General features: G+C 58.9%; 19 protein-coding genes. 12 read left to right on the top strand and 7 right to left on the bottom strand.

From position 1 onward, the window contains the following. Positions 1-314 precede the first annotated feature (314 nt). From QA644_RS31480 to tauA, 3 genes are all read right to left on the bottom strand, one after another. Positions 315-1,100, bottom strand: coding sequence for an ABC transporter permease subunit (locus QA644_RS31480; protein WP_349254147.1), 786 nt, complete (start codon positions 1,098-1,100; stop codon positions 315-317). 65 nt (positions 1,101-1,165) lie between these two features. Next, positions 1,166-1,954 (bottom strand): ABC transporter ATP-binding protein, encoded by a 789-nt coding sequence (locus tag QA644_RS31475; RefSeq protein ID WP_194730537.1) that lies wholly within the window; start codon positions 1,952-1,954, stop codon positions 1,166-1,168. Positions 1,955-2,015: 61 nt separating this feature from the next. Beyond that, positions 2,016-3,032, bottom strand: a complete 1,017-nt coding sequence (gene tauA / locus QA644_RS31470; protein ID WP_283072992.1) for a taurine ABC transporter substrate-binding protein — start codon at positions 3,030-3,032, stop codon at positions 2,016-2,018. 266 nt (positions 3,033-3,298) lie between these two features. Here tauA and QA644_RS31465 point away from each other — a divergent pair, with 266 nt between their 5' ends. After that, positions 3,299-3,784, top strand: coding sequence for an AAA family ATPase (locus tag QA644_RS31465; protein ID WP_283072991.1), 486 nt, complete (start codon positions 3,299-3,301; stop codon positions 3,782-3,784). A gap of 179 nt (positions 3,785-3,963) precedes the next feature. Next, positions 3,964-4,176, top strand: a complete 213-nt coding sequence (locus QA644_RS31460) for a hypothetical protein (protein WP_194730540.1) — start codon at positions 3,964-3,966, stop codon at positions 4,174-4,176. Between the two features lie 50 nt (positions 4,177-4,226). Here QA644_RS31460 and QA644_RS31455 read toward each other — a convergent pair whose 3' ends face one another. Then, the gene (locus QA644_RS31455; RefSeq protein ID WP_349254146.1) at positions 4,227-4,964 is read right to left on the bottom strand and encodes a hypothetical protein; all 738 of its coding nucleotides are present in this window, start codon (positions 4,962-4,964) and stop codon (positions 4,227-4,229) included. A gap of 665 nt (positions 4,965-5,629) precedes the next feature. Here QA644_RS31455 and istA point away from each other — a divergent pair. Together istA and istB are read left to right on the top strand one after the other, a co-directional pair. Then, on the top strand, positions 5,630-6,916 hold the full coding sequence (gene istA, locus QA644_RS31450; protein ID WP_283072989.1) for an IS21 family transposase: 1,287 nt from the start codon (positions 5,630-5,632) through the stop codon (positions 6,914-6,916). After that, entirely contained in the window at positions 6,916-7,716 is an 801-nt protein-coding gene (istB, locus tag QA644_RS31445; protein WP_283072988.1) for an IS21-like element ISSme2 family helper ATPase IstB, read from the top strand. Before istA ends, istB begins: the two co-directional genes overlap by 1 nt. On the opposite strand, the gene QA644_RS31440 is transcribed toward istB, so the two are convergent. After that, positions 7,710-8,123 carry a VOC family protein gene (locus QA644_RS31440; protein ID WP_283072987.1) on the bottom strand — a complete coding sequence of 138 codons (414 nt, stop codon included), beginning with the start codon at positions 8,121-8,123 and terminating at the stop codon, positions 7,710-7,712. The genes istB and QA644_RS31440 overlap by 7 nt on opposite strands. 445 nt (positions 8,124-8,568) lie before the next feature. Between QA644_RS31440 and QA644_RS31435 the strand changes: the two genes are divergently transcribed. Together QA644_RS31435 and QA644_RS31430 are read left to right on the top strand one after the other, a co-directional pair. Further along, a complete protein-coding gene (locus QA644_RS31435) occupies positions 8,569-8,865 on the top strand; it encodes a DUF1778 domain-containing protein (protein WP_194730542.1) in 297 nt (98 codons plus the stop codon). Beyond that, positions 8,862-9,359, top strand: a complete 498-nt coding sequence (locus tag QA644_RS31430) for a GNAT family N-acetyltransferase (protein ID WP_283072986.1) — start codon at positions 8,862-8,864, stop codon at positions 9,357-9,359. The genes QA644_RS31435 and QA644_RS31430 overlap by 4 nt, the downstream gene beginning before the upstream one ends. A 123-nt stretch (positions 9,360-9,482) precedes the next feature. On the opposite strand, the gene QA644_RS31425 is transcribed toward QA644_RS31430, so the two are convergent. Together QA644_RS31425 and QA644_RS31420 are read right to left on the bottom strand one after the other, a co-directional pair. Then, positions 9,483-9,866, bottom strand: coding sequence for a type II toxin-antitoxin system VapC family toxin (locus tag QA644_RS31425; RefSeq protein WP_283072985.1), 384 nt, complete (start codon positions 9,864-9,866; stop codon positions 9,483-9,485). Next, complete coding sequence (locus QA644_RS31420) at positions 9,863-10,063, bottom strand: type II toxin-antitoxin system VapB family antitoxin (protein WP_028739294.1); 201 nt, start codon at positions 10,061-10,063, stop codon at positions 9,863-9,865. Before QA644_RS31420 ends, QA644_RS31425 begins: the two co-directional genes overlap by 4 nt. 671 nt (positions 10,064-10,734) lie before the next feature. Here QA644_RS31420 and QA644_RS31415 point away from each other — a divergent pair. The 6 genes from QA644_RS31415 to QA644_RS31390 are packed head-to-tail and all read left to right on the top strand — an operon-like array spanning position 10,735 to position 15,489. Beyond that, positions 10,735-11,178, top strand: a complete 444-nt coding sequence (locus QA644_RS31415; RefSeq protein WP_283072984.1) for an acetyl-CoA carboxylase biotin carboxyl carrier protein subunit — start codon at positions 10,735-10,737, stop codon at positions 11,176-11,178. Next, positions 11,178-12,569 (top strand): acetyl-CoA carboxylase biotin carboxylase subunit, encoded by a 1,392-nt coding sequence (accC, locus tag QA644_RS31410; RefSeq protein ID WP_283072983.1) that lies wholly within the window; start codon positions 11,178-11,180, stop codon positions 12,567-12,569. Before QA644_RS31415 ends, accC begins: the two co-directional genes overlap by 1 nt. Next, complete coding sequence (locus tag QA644_RS31405) at positions 12,566-12,994, top strand: acetyl-CoA carboxylase (protein WP_194730546.1); 429 nt, start codon at positions 12,566-12,568, stop codon at positions 12,992-12,994. Before accC ends, QA644_RS31405 begins: the two co-directional genes overlap by 4 nt. Next, the gene (gene pxpB / locus QA644_RS31400; protein ID WP_283072982.1) at positions 12,991-13,698 is read left to right on the top strand and encodes a 5-oxoprolinase subunit PxpB; all 708 of its coding nucleotides are present in this window, start codon (positions 12,991-12,993) and stop codon (positions 13,696-13,698) included. The genes QA644_RS31405 and pxpB overlap by 4 nt, the downstream gene beginning before the upstream one ends. Continuing rightward, positions 13,695-14,690 carry a biotin-dependent carboxyltransferase family protein gene (locus QA644_RS31395; RefSeq protein ID WP_283072981.1) on the top strand — a complete coding sequence of 332 codons (996 nt, stop codon included), beginning with the start codon at positions 13,695-13,697 and terminating at the stop codon, positions 14,688-14,690. Before pxpB ends, QA644_RS31395 begins: the two co-directional genes overlap by 4 nt. Positions 14,691-14,721: 31 nt before the next feature. After that, a complete protein-coding gene (locus tag QA644_RS31390; RefSeq protein WP_283072980.1) occupies positions 14,722-15,489 on the top strand; it encodes a 5-oxoprolinase subunit PxpA in 768 nt (255 codons plus the stop codon). Position 15,490 lies beyond the last annotated feature (1 nt).

The raw sequence follows: 15,490 nt of genomic DNA, 5'->3' as shown, positions 1-15,490 counted from the left end.
CCAGCGGCAGCGTGAGCGATGCAGACCCCGCAAGCGTCCTGCGGCAGCTCTCGGCGGATACAATCTGACCCCTGTGAACCATCAGTCAATTCCTGCGTTTTTGAGGTCGGTTAAGGTGGGAGTGCCGCCAAGGCAGTAAGCTCTCTGAAAACTAATCCGCCCAAATCCAGATGATAACGACCGGCAGCGCAACCAATGCCGCCCAAGCGAGCCAGAACGCTCGTGGCCAGCGCTTTTGTGACGGGTGGTCAGAATGATCCGGAATATCGTCTGTCATTCCGTGGCTTTCTCACCCGCTGTCCGTCTATGCTTCATCAAAGTTTCCCCTTCCAAGGCACCAGCAGAGCCTCCAAAAACCGGATCGCGGCGGAAAATGCGAAAGCGCAGATGGCGATAATGCCGATGCCAACGAAGACGACGTCGGTTGCGAGGAATTGGGAGGCCGACATGATCATGAAGCCGATACCGCGTGTGGAGGCGATCAACTCGGCAGCGACAAGGGTTCCCCAGCCGATGCCGACGGCGATTCGCACTCCAGTCAAAATTTCAGGGAGTGCCGATGGCAGTACGATATCTATGAAAAGCTGCAGGCGGCTTGCACCGAGCGAGCGGGCCGCGTTGACGCGCTCGATCGGCAAGGAGCGGACACCGGCCTGGGCCGATAGGCAGATGGGAGCGAACATCGCAAGCACCAGCAATGTGATTTTCGATGTCTCGCCAATGCCGAGCCAGATGATCATTAAAGGTAGATAGGAGAGGGGAGGAAGCGGCCAGTAGAACTCGATGGGCGTATCGAGAATGCCCTTTGCCCAACGATTGAGCCCCATCAGCAGCCCCAGCGGAATACCCGCGGCAACCGCGACGATCCCGGCAACGACGATGCGGAACAGGCTGGCGCGAATATGCTCGAACAGGGACGCACCCGCATAACCATCGCGATAGACGACGCTGATCTGAGTGAGGACCTCGTCAGGCCGCGGAAGGAAAAGATTTGGAACGAGACCGAGTTCTGAGACGAGCCACCAGAGACCGACAATCGCCACCCCAGTTGCGATGCTGATCGAAACCGTCGGCTGTTCGCCGACGCCGAAACTCGCCATTTTCACGACCTTGGCCTGCGGGCTCGCAAGCGCCGTGGCGAGTGATGATGTATCTGTTACCTCGCTCACGCGGCGCTCCTGAAATCGTCGCCTCGATGAAGAATGCTGCGGATCTCCTCGCGTAACTCCGCGAACTCCGGCGAGGCCTTGATGGAGCGGGCATCGCCGGTTTCGGCAAAGCGCTTTACGAAGTCGAGATCGAAATGAGCTATGACGCGGCCCGGCCGCGGCGACATCAACAGGACCTGAGTGCCGAGAAACAACGCTTCTTCGATCGAATGGGTGATGAAGAAGACTTTTTTGGCCGTTTTCGCCCAGACAGAAACCAATAGTTCCTGCATCTGCTCCCGCGTCAGGCTGTCGAGCGCGCCGAAGGGCTCGTCCATCAACAGGATGTCCGGATCGGTCGCGAGAGCACGCGCGATTCCGACGCGCTGGCGCATGCCGCCGGAAAGCTCGTAGGGAAAGGATTTGGCGAATTCGGCAAGGCCGACGAGGCGGAGCAATTCCAATGCTAGGTCATTTCGCGCCTGCCTCTTGACGCCAGCGAACTTCAAACCGAGAGCCACGTTTTCGACGACGGACGTCCATGGAAGAAGCGAATCCTTTTGGAATACGACGCCGCGATCGGCGCCAGGGCGCTGGACGGCGCGGCCATCGAGTGTGATCGCTCCTTCCGAGAGCGGAAGGAACCCTGCGATGGCGTTGAGAAGGGTGGACTTGCCGCACCCCGAAGCGCCGAGCGCGACGACGAAACCGCTCTCGGGGATATCGAACGATACCCGATCCAGCGCATGAACGGTTCGGCCATCGCGGGCCGCAAAGAAAACGCTGGCACGATCGACTTTCAGCATCTGTCATTTCCATAAGGTTCGACGCCGGCGCACCGGATTGCGCGCCAGCGTCAGGGAGGGATCAGTTCGTGGCGTTGTTCAGCGCGTCGGCGGTAACAAAGTGGCCGTAGTTCGGCAGGACCTCCGACACTTTGCCCTGTTCTTTCAGGAAGGCTGCGGTGTCCTTGAGGATCTTCGCCGCGCCAGACTTCTCGCCGCCGCCAAGCCAGGCGTCGGACGCCTGCACCTCTGGCGTCAAAAGCGTCAGGTTCTTGAGAGCCGCAGCCTGCTGTTCAGCGGTGCCGCCCAGGAGCTTGGCAAGCGACTTGGCATTGTCGCTATCTGGACCCCATGCCGCCTTGTCGGCTGCGAACGACGCGTAGTTCTTAGTGATGACCGAAGCGAAGCTCTTCAGGAATTTGGGATTGTCTGCCGCAAATTGCGATGTCGCCACCCATGCGGAGAAAGTCGGCGCGCCCTTGTCGGCGACATCCTTGGATGTGACGAGCACCTTGCCGTTCTTCTTGAGTTCGGTCAGCGCCGGATCCCAGACGAAGCCGCCGTCGATGTCGCGGCGGTTATAGCTCGCAACGATCTCAGGCTGGGGAATTGCGAAGACCTGAACATCCCTCTCGGACAGGCCGAGTGACTTGATCAGCGCGAGCAGTTGATAATGGTCGGTGGAAACCGGCGCTGCTGCAAGCTTCTTGCCCCTCAGATCATCAAGGCTTTCAATGCCCGCGTCGTTGCGCACGACCAGCGCTTCGTCGATGCCCGAGATCGACGAGAGGTAGAAGGCCTTGACCTCCAGCCCGCGTGAGGCCGCAGCTGCAAACGGGCTCGAGCCGACATAGCCGATCTGTACGTCACCGGAGGCGATGGCGGCGAAGATCTCGGCGCCGGAATTGAATTTGCGGAAGTCGATATCGTATCCGGTCTCCTTCGCAAAGTCGCCATTGGCGATGGCCACGGACGAGGGAAGGGCGTCGGTCTGATAAGCGACGACAACCTTCCTGTCCGCTGCATCAGCAGCGGCAGCTGCGATGGTCAGGCTGCCGACGCCGATCACGACTGCGGTCAGTAGATTTTTGATATTCATGGTGATGCCCCTTTTTGCCCTGGCCTTCGCGCCGAAGAAATTCACGCTCAAAGCGTAGCGTCGGAGAAAGGCAAGGAAGAGAAATACCAAACTATAATTATAGATTATGGGGATAAATGTTTATCGTCGTTTTGGCACCTGCTAACATTCTTCATGTGAGTTGCGCCTTGGGGCCATGCCGCGACCGCTTGCAATCGGCCAATCCAGCCACATCAATGGCGGCATAGCTCATCACCAATCTACCCTTCAGTGAAATGGAACGAGTGATGGACAGAATTTTCATCATGGGTAATGGCGGAAGCGGCAAGACCTGGCTGGCCGAGCAGCTAGCCGATAGACTTCAAATCCCAGCGGTTCATCTCGATGATCTCCATTGGATGCCGAATTTTGCCGGAGAGCGTCCGCGCGATGAACGTGACCGATTGGTGGCAGAGGCTGCGGATAGCACCTCTTGGGTTATGGAGGGCATTTACGGGTCGATCCTCAGGCAGGTACTTCCGCGTGTGAATACTCTTATCTGGCTCGATGTTTCTGATAGCGAGTGCACTTCAAACCTCTTGCAACGAGGACAAACCGGTGGTGGGACGGAGGTGCAGTTCGAGGAATTGTTGGAATACACGCGCGGTTACCGCCTCAGGAAAAACCACATGAATTCCTTCGACGGCCATGAACGGTTTTTCGAGGATCATCCGTTTCAAAAGTTAAGGCTGTCGAGCCGGTCGGATATTGCAACTTTCTTGGCGACGGTCTGAACTCGTCTCGACGATTCATCCGGAGGCCGACGCGCTCTCAGGCATGTCCGCCACTAGCGGCGCAAAACGGCCGCCCAGTGTGGGCAAAACGGTGTTGATAGGAATCTTCATTAGCGGTTGACCCAATCACCTGACGCTGTCAGGCAATCCATGAGATGTGAAAGGAACTGGAGCAGACGATGGATCAAACTCTCTTCATCAGCCTGTGCAAGGCCGGTAAATTTAGGGAAGCGCTCGGCCTTGCCATCCATGGCCGTGAGCACGAAAAATATGCGCCCAGCCGCTTCTCGATGGACAAGAAGACCGGACTACCAATCTTCTATCGCGGCAACAAGCGCGTCGAGGCGGATGCGACAGGTGAGTGGCAATTAGGAAAAAACACAAAACCATAGGGCGCGCGTTGATGTCGCCCTCGACACTATTTCTGAGAGCCTCACCAAATTCATACCGATTCGAAAAATTCGATAGCGAGATGCGCCACTTCATGGTGCAACGTCCGTCGATCAAGCCCTTCTGCCATTTCGAAATCAGGGATCAATCGCAGGCCTTGCTCTGTCGGCTCCGAGAGGAAAGCATAGTGATCGACGCCTCCCTTGAGGATACTGAACTTGCTGTCAGGTACATGCCTATGAAGCCACGCGCTGAATTCAGCTGCAGGGGCAATCAAGTCTGCATCTCTTGAGACAACATGGATGGGCCTGGAGATAGAACGCAAACTGTCGTGCGAAAATCCCACCACTGATCTGGCCGGTGCAAGAACGAGGGCGGCCTTGACCCGATCATCTCTGAAGTCATCACGTCTGCGGTTCCATGACGTTCTGAAGACTTCGTTTTCCTGAATGAGGCGAGGAAGATGGTCAGCCACATCAGGAAATTCACGCGGTCCCCGGATTGGACTTTTGACCGGATTTTCCGGTTCGAAATGCGAGTACAAGACACGCGCCCCCGCAATCAGCATTGCAGTGTGGGCACCGGCTGAAAACCCTGCGACGAAAGCGTGATCGGTAACTTGACCGCCGAGCTTCACACGCCAGGTCCGATCATTCAGGAGCGCTGTCAGATCAGCCGCTCGCTCCCAAAGGCAAAGGAAGCCTTCTGGGCGGTATGCTTCGACGCCCGTATGTCCGTGATGATTTACGGCCAGAGCGACGTATCCGCTTTGCGCGAGGCGATGTGCCAGCCATTCAAGACCGAAGGTGACGCCGCCACTGCCGTGCGACAGCAGGACGAGAGGACGAGCCTTCCCGGCATTCTTCAGTGCAGCATCCGGAGCGATGGGATGCAGCCGGAAAATCGGTTGTTCTATCGCATGCGTTTCGTTGGCGCTGTCGACGGCCGGTTACCACACAGTCCAGGAGAGCGGACGAGGGCCGTCACCAGTCCAGTTCGTCCTGGTGTGGTCGAATGAGAGCCCTTCCGTGAAACCGACCGGCATTGGGTCTCCTCTACAACAACGTTCCCGTCCATCTCAGGATCGCTCGCTCAAATAACTTCGTCGGAAATCCTTTGAGGCCTTCCTCGCACTACCCGATGGAGGGGCTGCCCACTTTGCGAGCTTGACTTACGTCAGAATTCCGGTTGATCGCTGCCATTCAGTCCAACTTGTAACTCCTGGGATATCTGGCCTTGCCGCCTCCGGCAAAATCGAGATGTATTCCAGCGAGTGTCCGTCCGGATCATCGAAGTAGACGCTTGCTCTGGCATCCATGGAAAAACAACCGGTTCATCGATCTCCGGTTTACCTCCAAAACCACGGGGAGTGATACCTTTTGTCGGGCGAAATGAGAAACTGACCCCCTAACGAAGCGAAGAACTGACCCCCTCGTGCCAAACGAGGAGAGATGGATGACGAACGAGATTTCAGCGCATCCTGCATTGTCGCGAACGATGCAGGGCGGGGATATGCTTCAGGCTGATGAGGTGGTGGCGATGTTGCGGCTGCATGAGCTTGGTTGGGGTGCCAAGCGTCTATCCAAGGAATTTGGATGCGCGCGTAACACGGTTCGCCGATATCTTCGAGAGGGCGGAGCTGCACCGTTTAAAAAGCCTGATCGGCGCAGTGCGTTCGACGGGCTTGACGATTGGCTACGAGAGCGGTTTTTCCGGCATGATGGCAATGCCGACGTGATCCGCCAGGAGTTGGCGAGCGAGCACGGAATTGTCATCGGTTTGCGCTCTGTAGAACTTCGAGTCCGGCAGTGGCGGCGTGAGCTGAAGGCACAGAAGCGCGCGACAGTTCGGTTCGAGACGCCGCCAGGCCGTCAATTACAAATCGATTTTGGCCAAACGCGGGTGTGGATCGGCGGCGAGCGGCTTCGGGTGTACGTGTTTGTCGCAACGTTGGGTTATTCCAGACGCATCCATATCCGAGCCTCGTTGCGAGAGGGGCAAACCGACTGGTTCGAAGGAATGGAAGGCGCGTTCCTTCGCTTTGGCGGCGTACCCCATGAGGTACTGCTGGATAATGCGAAGCCGCTGGTTGAACACCACGACGCGGTCAGCCGGGAAGTTCGCTTCAACGCGCGGCTATGGGCCTTCGCACGTTACTGGGGCTTTATACCGCGAGCTTGCGCTCCCTACCGGGCACGAACGAAAGGGAAAGACGAGCGCGGGGTCGGCTACGTCAAGAAGAATGCGATCGCCGGTCGCCGCTTCGAGAGCTGGGCGTCCTTTGAGGCGCATCCGGACCGGTGGATACGCGAGGTTGCCGACCAGCGTGAACACGGGACGACCGGCGTAGCGCCAATGGAACGCTTCGCTGCAGAGTCTGATGCCCTTCGGCCGCTAGCCGGCCGCGCACCGTTCGGACAATTGCGCGACCTCGTGCGCAAAGTTCAGGCTGACTGCGCCATCGATCTCGACACGAACAGCTATTCGGTGCCCTGGCGTCTAATCGGCGAAAGCGTTCAAGTCGTTGTGCTGGCAGGCCGTGTGATCATCCGTCACGCGGGCCAGGTAGTGGCCGATCATGCTCTCTGCCAGGGACGACGACAACGAATCGTGGATCGGGGCCATTTTGTTGGCGTGGCAGGTAGCGAGGGACCGGTAAGCAAAGCTCCAGTTGAGATAGCGCCAGCCGCCTTGCTGCGGCCGCTTGCGGAATACGAGGCGGTTGTTGGAGGAGGCTGGTGATGACGAACGTGGATCACGACTTACTCATCGCAACGCTCGATCGACTGAAGCTGACGGCGATCCGCGACCAGCTCGACACGCTGCTGGACGAGGCAGCCCGCTCGAAGATGAATTTGCGCGAAGCTCTGGCTTTCCTGGTATCGCGCGAGATTGCCCGGCGTGATGAACGGCGCATTTCCATGTCGAGCAAGCTGGCTCAATTCCCCTTCGTGCGCGAACTCGACGGCTTCGACTTCGAGGCACAGCCATCGCTGGATCAGGGACAGATCAGGGAATTGGCGACCTGCCGCTGGATCGCTCACGGCGACACCGTGCTATTCCTCGGTCCTCCAGGTACGGGTAAAACCCATCTTGCCGTCAGTCTTGGCCGCGAGGCGATCCGTCAGAATTATAACGTGCAATTCGTCACGGCGGCCACGCTGGTGGCGATGCTGGCCAAGGCTCACAACGACGGCTCGTTGGACAAACAGTTGACGATCCTGTCGCGTCCAAAATTGCTGATCATCGACGAGTTGGGATATCTGCCCTTCGAGGCCAACGCCGCCCACCTGTTCTTCCAATTGGTCTCCCGGCGCTACGAGAAGGGATCGATCCTGATCACCTCCAACCGCTCGGTCGGAGAATGGGGGAGCGTCTTCGGCGACCTGGTGGTCGCCACCGCGATATTGGACCGCCTGCTTCATCATTCAACGGTGATCACCATCCGCGGCGACAGCTACCGGCTTCGCGAAAAGCGCCGCTCCGGCCTTCTGCAGAAAGCCGGAGCGGCGCTTGAAACAAACGAAACGACCAATCAATGAAGGGGGTCAAATCTTCGTTTCGCCCAAGGGGTCAATTCCTCGCTTCGCTTGACACCTTTCGAACGGAGATATTGCGGAGAACGGATAATCTGATCGAGCGTCGTCTGAAAAGCGACATGCATTCTCGTGTTTATTGGCGAGCGATGAATTGACCATAATCCAAGCATCGAGCGATCACGGCCACCGACCCAGAAAAACACGACATGCCGATCTGGTATTGTGTGGGCAAGCTCTAGGCCGACGACATCGCGATAGAAGTCAATCGACCGATCAAGATCGGAAACGGTCAGGTGGCTTTCGTACAGGCCTGTGATTGAGATCATGGATATCAACTCCGTATCGGCAATCCGAAGCGCCATGCGCTGGAAGGCTTGCTTGGTGGGTTGATTGCGTTCATAAGACCTCAACTATAGTCGAGGTCAAGGGGCCATATGACAGGATATCCGTTCCGCGCCCTTGGAATCGTCGATGGCGATACATTGATGAGTGGTTTTCATAGCCGCATGCGCGGAAAGAAACCCTTCCGCTGCTCAACGGAGAGCCATGGAAATCGTCGAAAAAGGCGATAGAGTAACTTCGTGAGAAGGGATTCCCTGAGCTTCTCCGGTAGTCGGCAGCTGGCTTTAAAGGCAAAATTTGGCAGGGAATCTTTATGCCAGAATGCGCGTCACGGTGCTGCTTGATTAACGGGTCCGCGGTTCGATTCCGCTCAAGAGCGTTATCGGCTCAAACGCGTCGCAGTTTAGAGCTCTATCGAGCACGCGATGGAGTAGCGCCTGTAACGACATCGTCGTTATGGCTCTTGTAACGACGATGTCGTTACATTATAATGGGTAGGTAAAGGAGTTCTCCATGCCCACATCCCACACCAGTAAAAGCGCAGATGCCAGCGTGCCGCTGAATATCCGCATCAAGCCGGCGACCCGAAACCTTATCGATCGCGCCGCCGAGCTGCTTGGCAAGACGCGCACGGATTTCATGCTGGAGGCTTCCGAGCGCCGCGCCGAGGAAGTTCTGCTCGACCGTACGATATTCACGGTTAGTCCCGAACTCTATGCCGAGTACCTTGCCCGGCTCGATGCGCCCGCGCAACCCAATGAGCGACTGAAACGTACTATGACGACCAAGGCGCCGTGGGATGAGGCGTGACCCTCAGCGCACCGACACCACTGGCCGACCATCACGAACTGGCGGAATTCATTTCCGGCGTCGTTGAACTGGACGATTGGCTGCGTCGCCGCGCCCGCGCCAATCAGGCAGGCGGCGCATCGCGCACATTCGTCGTGTGCGAGGGCAACCGCGTGATCGCCTATTATGCGCTTGCCTCCGGCGCCGTTAAGCAGCCGGAAGCACCTGGCCGTTTCCGACGCAACATGCCCGACCCGATTCCGGTTGCCGTTCTCGGCCGCCTCGCCATCGACCGGACCTTTCAGGGCCCCGGTCTCGGCAGGGCATTGGTGCGCGATGCGGGCCTGCGTCTGCTCAATGCCGCTGAAATCCTCGGTATCCGCGGCGTGCTGGTACATGCGATTTCCGATGATGCGCGAGCCTTCTACGAGGCAGTCGGTTTTCTGCCTTCGCCGTCCGACCCCATGATGCTGATGGTTGGGCTGCGTGATTTGAACAACGCGCTCAATCCTTGACATCATCGTCGGTGCCGCTGAATTGGCGGCCCACTTCATCTGATGGTCGTCGGTTTCTATTCCCATCAAGGCGGTAGGGATCGAAAGCCTGTCCAAAACCTCGTAGCAGTATTGTTTCAGAATTTAGTGGGACAGGTTGACCGGTATATAAAGTGAAGCGCCCGCCTTTTCGGCCGCTCCCTGCAGGCGCTTGTTTCTCGTCCATAAGGCCGCTCGCTGGTCAACAAGGACCGACGCCAGCAAGTGCGCATCCGTGTAGCCAATGCCCATGCTGAAAATGCCGTGGCGATCGATCATTGTCATGACTTCGTCGTGGGTGGCGACAACCGCTCCGCGCTGCGCCGCCAGAAAAGCAATTACACTGCCGCGATCCCGAAGACTGCCGAGCGCAAGCTCGCCGATCACGGTCGGGTCGCAAAGAAGGCGATCGTCCTCAATAATCCTGCGCAGCTCGGCATCGACATGGCGGAAATGATGAATCCAGATCGAGGTGTCCGCTAGGATCACTTGGCTGCTGTGCTCCGGCGGCGCGGCGCTGCCTCGGCATCGGGCATGGTTCCTCCGAGCGCGATGAGGCGTTTTCCGGACTCCACACGAACAAGCGTCTCCAACGCCTGGCGGACGAGCGCAGCGGTCTCCTTCGTGCCGGTTAAGGACCTAGCCTTTTCCAAAAGCGTGTCGTCGAGGTTAATAGTCGATCGCATGATCTGGCTCCTTGGCAGCATGCCAACTAGCACCATTCGGTGAGCAAATCCACGCCCCGTTTTCGCCCCCATATTCCAACGCAGTCCTATAACTGAAGCAGCACTCCACTTTAGTTCTTGGACAGCCGGGTGCCCGCCCGAAGCTGAAGCGAGCGCTATTTGGCCTGCCATATGCGTATGAAATGATGCCTATCAACCCGAATAAATTGCGGGCCCACGGTCCGAATCTGTTCAAGGCGAATACTTCGAGCCACGATTCCAGAAGGATGCGATGGCCTTTTGCGCAAGGGTATGGCGGTCGGCCGCCTCCCTTGCTGATTTCGGGCTTTGGCCTTGATCCATGTGCCTGCATCTACATCGGGAATCCCGTGTTGGTGGCACGCAAAAATGTCCGTGTTGGCGTGCTCATCGATCGACGGTCGCTCGACGTTCCCCCAGGCGGCTGTCCGGCCGAGCTAAATGCCGTCAGCCGCACGTAAAGAACGGCAATAACGCCGACAGGTCGGTCGTGACGCGGAAGCACTCTCGAATGCCTTTCTTTGCGAATTGAGGCCGTCCATCAAAAGTTCTTCTGACCCCATCGTGCAGGTCATCGTGTTACGGAGAATTCAGCCGAACGCGGTCCGAATTGTCCGGACCGTGATAAGGCAATTCGAATACCGAGTGTGCTTATGGACCTGTCGAAGATAAAGACGCTAATCGCTTTTGTCGGGCGATCGAACATTAGCGAGCTGACGGTGATGGAAAAGGGCGTCACGGTTCGGATCTTCCGAACGCCCGATCAGGCAGCATCACAGGGCGCGGCGCAAGCGCCGAAGGCGGTAGCAGCTGGTTCCATCGAGTCCGCTCGCGATGCGTCTTCGGCAACTGTCGAGAGGCCGGCTTTCCCCGTGAAGGCGCCTGTCTTCGGCGTCCTGCATCGGGCGCCTGCACCAGGCCAGGAGCCGTTCGTCAAAGTCGGCGACGTGGTGGAGGAAGGACAAACCCTTTTCATCATCGAAGCGATGAAGGTCTTCAACAAAATTGCCGCGCCGCATGCCGGCCGCATTGCGCGACTGACCGAAGTCGACGGCGGAGACGTCGAGACAGGCGACGTGCTGGCGGAGATTGCATAATGGCCGAGCCTCTCGATAACATTGCATCGCCTAAGCAACGTTTCGATACGGTTCTGATCGCCAATCGGGGCGAGATCGCCGCACGGATCCAGCGCGCCTGCCGTGAACTCGGCCTAAAGACTGTGGCCATCTGTTCCGAGGCAGACAGGCAGGCGCTTTACGGCAAGACTGCCGAGAGCTTTCTATGCATCGGTCCCGCGAATGCGGCCAAGAGCTATCTCAATCAGGATGCGATCCTCCTGGCAGCGCGTCTGACCGGCGCGGGGGCCATCCATCCGGGCTATGGCTTCCTGTCGGAAAACGCTGCGTTCTCCGAAGCTATCGAGAAGGCGGGCTTTGTTTTCATCGGTCCGGAAGCTTCATCGATTGCCACCATGGGCGACAAGATATCGGCTAAGCGGGCGATGATCGCCGCCGGCGTGCCCTGCGTGCCCGGTCCGGATGCGTCGCTTCCCGACGATCCCGCTTCCATCGAGCGCATTGCGCAGGAGATCGGATATCCCGTGATCATCAAGGCCGCCGGCGGCGGAGGCGGAAGAGGCATGCGCGTCGTACCGGGGGCCTGCTCGCTGCACGAGGCGATCACCTTGACCAGGGAGGAAGCCCGTCAGGCCTTCGGATCCCCAGTGCTCTACATGGAGAAGTACCTCCAGCATCCGCGCCATATCGAGATACAGGTGCTTTGCGACACCCATGGCAATGCTGTCTGGCTCGGGCACCGCGATTGTTCGATGCAGCGCCGTCACCAGAAGGTGGTGGAGGAGGCGCCGGCGCCAGGGATTTCGCCGGATGCGATCCGGCCTGTCGGGATGGCTTGCGCGGAAGCCTGTCGGCAGATCGGCTACCGAGGCATCGGAACCTTCGAATTCCTCTACGAAAATGGCGCCTTCTATTTCATCGAGATGAATACGCGCCTGCAGGTGGAACATCCGGTCACAGAAATGACCAGCGGCATCGATATCGTCCATGCCCAGATAAGGGTCGCGCAGGGTGAACCCCTGGATTTGCTTCAGGACGACATGAGATGCGAGGGGCATTCCTTCGAATGCCGCATCAACGCCGAGAATCCCGACAGCTTCCTGCCTTCGGCCGGCATTATCGCTGATCTCGCGTTGCCTGAAGGACCGGGCATTCGCGTCGACACCCATATCCATGCCGGCTACCGGGTTTCGCCCTATTACGACTCGTTGATCGCCAAACTCATCGTTCATGCGCCGATCCGGGAGGAAGCGATGGCGAAAATGCGAGAGGCGCTGGCTGCCACACGCGTAGAAGGGATTGCTACAAACCTTCCACTCCTGTGCGCGCTGTTCGAGGACGAAACCTTCGTCCGTGGCGAGACGGATATCCACTATCTCGAGCAATGGCTCAAGCAGCGGAGGGCGGCATGAGCGCGATCGACTTCAGCGATCCTGCGACCATTGCAGTCCTGACGGACGCGCTGGCGGCAGCCGGCGTGGACGGCTTGGAAATCTCCAGGCCGGGCGGACAGCTGCGCATCGTCGTTTCGAAGGAAGGGGGTGCCCAAGTCGCCCGGAGCCGAAACGCGCAGCCGGGTTTGATGGCGGCACTGTCAGCGATCGTGAAAGCGCCGATGGCGGGCCGCTTTTGCGTCTCGCATCCCGCAGCACCGGTCGACGTCAAACAGCTACCGCATGAGGTTTCCGACAAGGACGTGATCGGTTTCATCCGCATCGGTTCCGTCCTGCTTCCCATTACCGCTGGCCGCTCTGGTTTGCTGACTAGGCTGCTGGCAGAGCGCGATGCCCTGGTCGGATTCGGTGATCCCCTGTTTGAAATCGAGCAGCAATCATGATTGCCACTTTGAACATCCTTGCGCCGCAACGCGAAATCGTCCCGGCCGCCAAAGGCCGGGCGCGGGTCTCCTTCATTGGGGCGCGGTCCTTCCTGCTTGAAACCTCAGGCGATTTCGATCTTCCCTCCCAGCGATGGATCTGGGCCTTGTCGCAAACAGTAAAGGGTTGGGCGGACATCGCGGAAGTGATACCCGGCATGACCAATCTGCTGGCTATCTGCAAGGAGACGCCCGAGGATCCCGAAATCGTCGTCAGCCGATTGCTGGAGGCATGGAATAACGCCCAAAGCCTCGATCTGGCAGGGAAGACGATCGAAATTCCGGTCCACTACGGCGGGCCATATGCGACTGATCTTCCCGCCCTCTGCGAGCTTTCCGGACTAAGCGACCGGGACGTCGTACGCATTCACTATGAAGCGACCTATCGCGTATTCGCCTTGGGCAGCGCCCCGGGCTTTGGCTATCTGCATGGCCTCGATCCCCGGATATACATGCCCAGAAAGACAGTCCCATCGCTGAGGATGGAGAAAGGCTGCGTGACGATTGGCGGAATGCAGACGGGCGTTGCGATGCTGACCGGACCGAATGGATGGAACTCCATAGGCTATGCGGAACTGCAGATGTTCGATCCGGCTTCCTCGATACCGGCCCTGATGGCGCCCGGCGATACCGTGCGCTTCGTGCCGGCAAGGATCGAGCTATGATCGAGATCGTCGAAACCGGCCCATTCAATACGGTGCAGGATCTTGGCCGCCCCGGCTATCGCGATATCGGTGTGTCTGCCGGCGGCGCCATGGATCCGTTCGCTGTCAGGATCGGCAACATCCTCGTTGGCAACGATGAAGATGCGGCGGCAATAGAGGTGCAGACCTTTCCATTCAAATTGCGCTTCGACATGCAAACTGTCTTCGCCGTAACAGGCGCCGACGGCCAACCGGTGCTCGATGGCAGGGAACTGCTTGCGTGGTGCACGCATGTCGCTGAGGCGGGCCAGGTTCTCGAACTGAAGCAACCGCCGACGCTGGCGCGCGCTTATATCGCGCTCGGGGGAGGGCTGGATGTGCCGGTTCTCATGGGCTCGCGAAGCACTGCGCTTCGCGGCGGATTCGGCGGCAATGCCGGGCGTCCTCTCATCAACGGGGACAGGATAGAAATCGGCTCAACACATGATGAACTCCCGCTGCCGGCCAACAGTATCGCCGTCGTCGAGCCGGCCGTCGCGCTCGGCGATGTCTTTCCCGCCCCCATCGACGGCGCGTTGCCGGTCCGTGCCATAGCCGCCGGCGAGCAAGAGCTGTTTGTCTCAGATGGCGACGCCTTCTGGAGCCAGATCTGGCGTGTTTCATCTCGCAGCGACCGCACCGGCTATCGTCTGTCCGGGGAGCCAATCAAGCCCACGAGGACGATCGAGATGCGCTCCCACGGCGTCGTTCCGGGCGTGATCCAGGTGCCGCCTGGAGGGGAGCCGATCATTCAGATGAGCGACGCCAACACGGCGGGTGGCTATCCGAAAATCGCCGGAGTCATCGAATGCGATCTGTGGCGGCTCGGCCAGGCGCGCGTTGGCAGCCGGCTGCGGTTCGTGCGCTCGACGCATGCTGAAGCGCGTGCCGTTGAGCAGGCCGTTGCCCGATATGTCGAGGATGTCCAGCGAACGTCACAAATGGTCAAGCGCGCTTTGAGGGCGATGGCATGACGATAGTTCAACGGCTCAAAAGGAGGCGGCGGTGAAGTTCGATCTGAATTCCGACATGGGCGAAGGTTTCGGTCCTTACCGGCTATGCGATGACGAGGCGATGATGAAGATCGTATCATCCGCCAACATCGCCTGCGGCTTTCATGGCGGTGACCCGGACACGATGGCACGCATGGTGCGTCTTGCGAAACAAAACGGCGTCGGCATCGGTGCGCATCCAGGCCTGCCGGATCGGGCCGGTTTCGGCCGGCGCGAGATTCCATTCCATCCGGATGAACTTCGCCAGCAGATGCTCTACCAGCTCGGTGCGCTGATCGCGATCGCCAAGAGCGAGGGCGTGACCGTCGGCCATTTCAGCTTTCATGCAGCCATGGGCAATATGGTCAATCGCGATCCCGTGCTCGCCGATCTGATGATGGATGCCATTTCCACTGTAGACCCAGGCCTCGTGGTATTCGTTTCTCCTGAGAGCGAAATCGAAAGGGCGGCGAAACGTGCCGGGCTCAAGACGCTGGCGCTGTTTTTGGCAGACCGCGCCTATGACCGCGGTGGCAAGCTGGTGGCGCGCGGTCTGCCGGGCGCCCTGGTCAAGGACGAGGCCTCGGTGCGGGTGCGCGTTCGCCAGTTCCTGACCGACGGTACCGTCGAGGCCATCGACGGCACTGTCATCGCGATTCCGGCCCGGTCGATCCTCGTCCATAGCGATACGCCCGGCGCGCTGGAGCTTGCCCGCATCGTCCGCAGCGAAATCGAGGCTTCCGGCGCCACCCTCGCGCCTGCGGCCGAACTTGCTTCCTGAT

Origin of the sequence: Rhizobium sp. CC1099 (genome assembly GCF_029714385.1) — a bacterium.
GTDB lineage: Bacteria > Pseudomonadota > Alphaproteobacteria > Rhizobiales > Rhizobiaceae > Rhizobium.
This window is presented reverse-complemented; position numbering and strand designations above follow the sequence as displayed.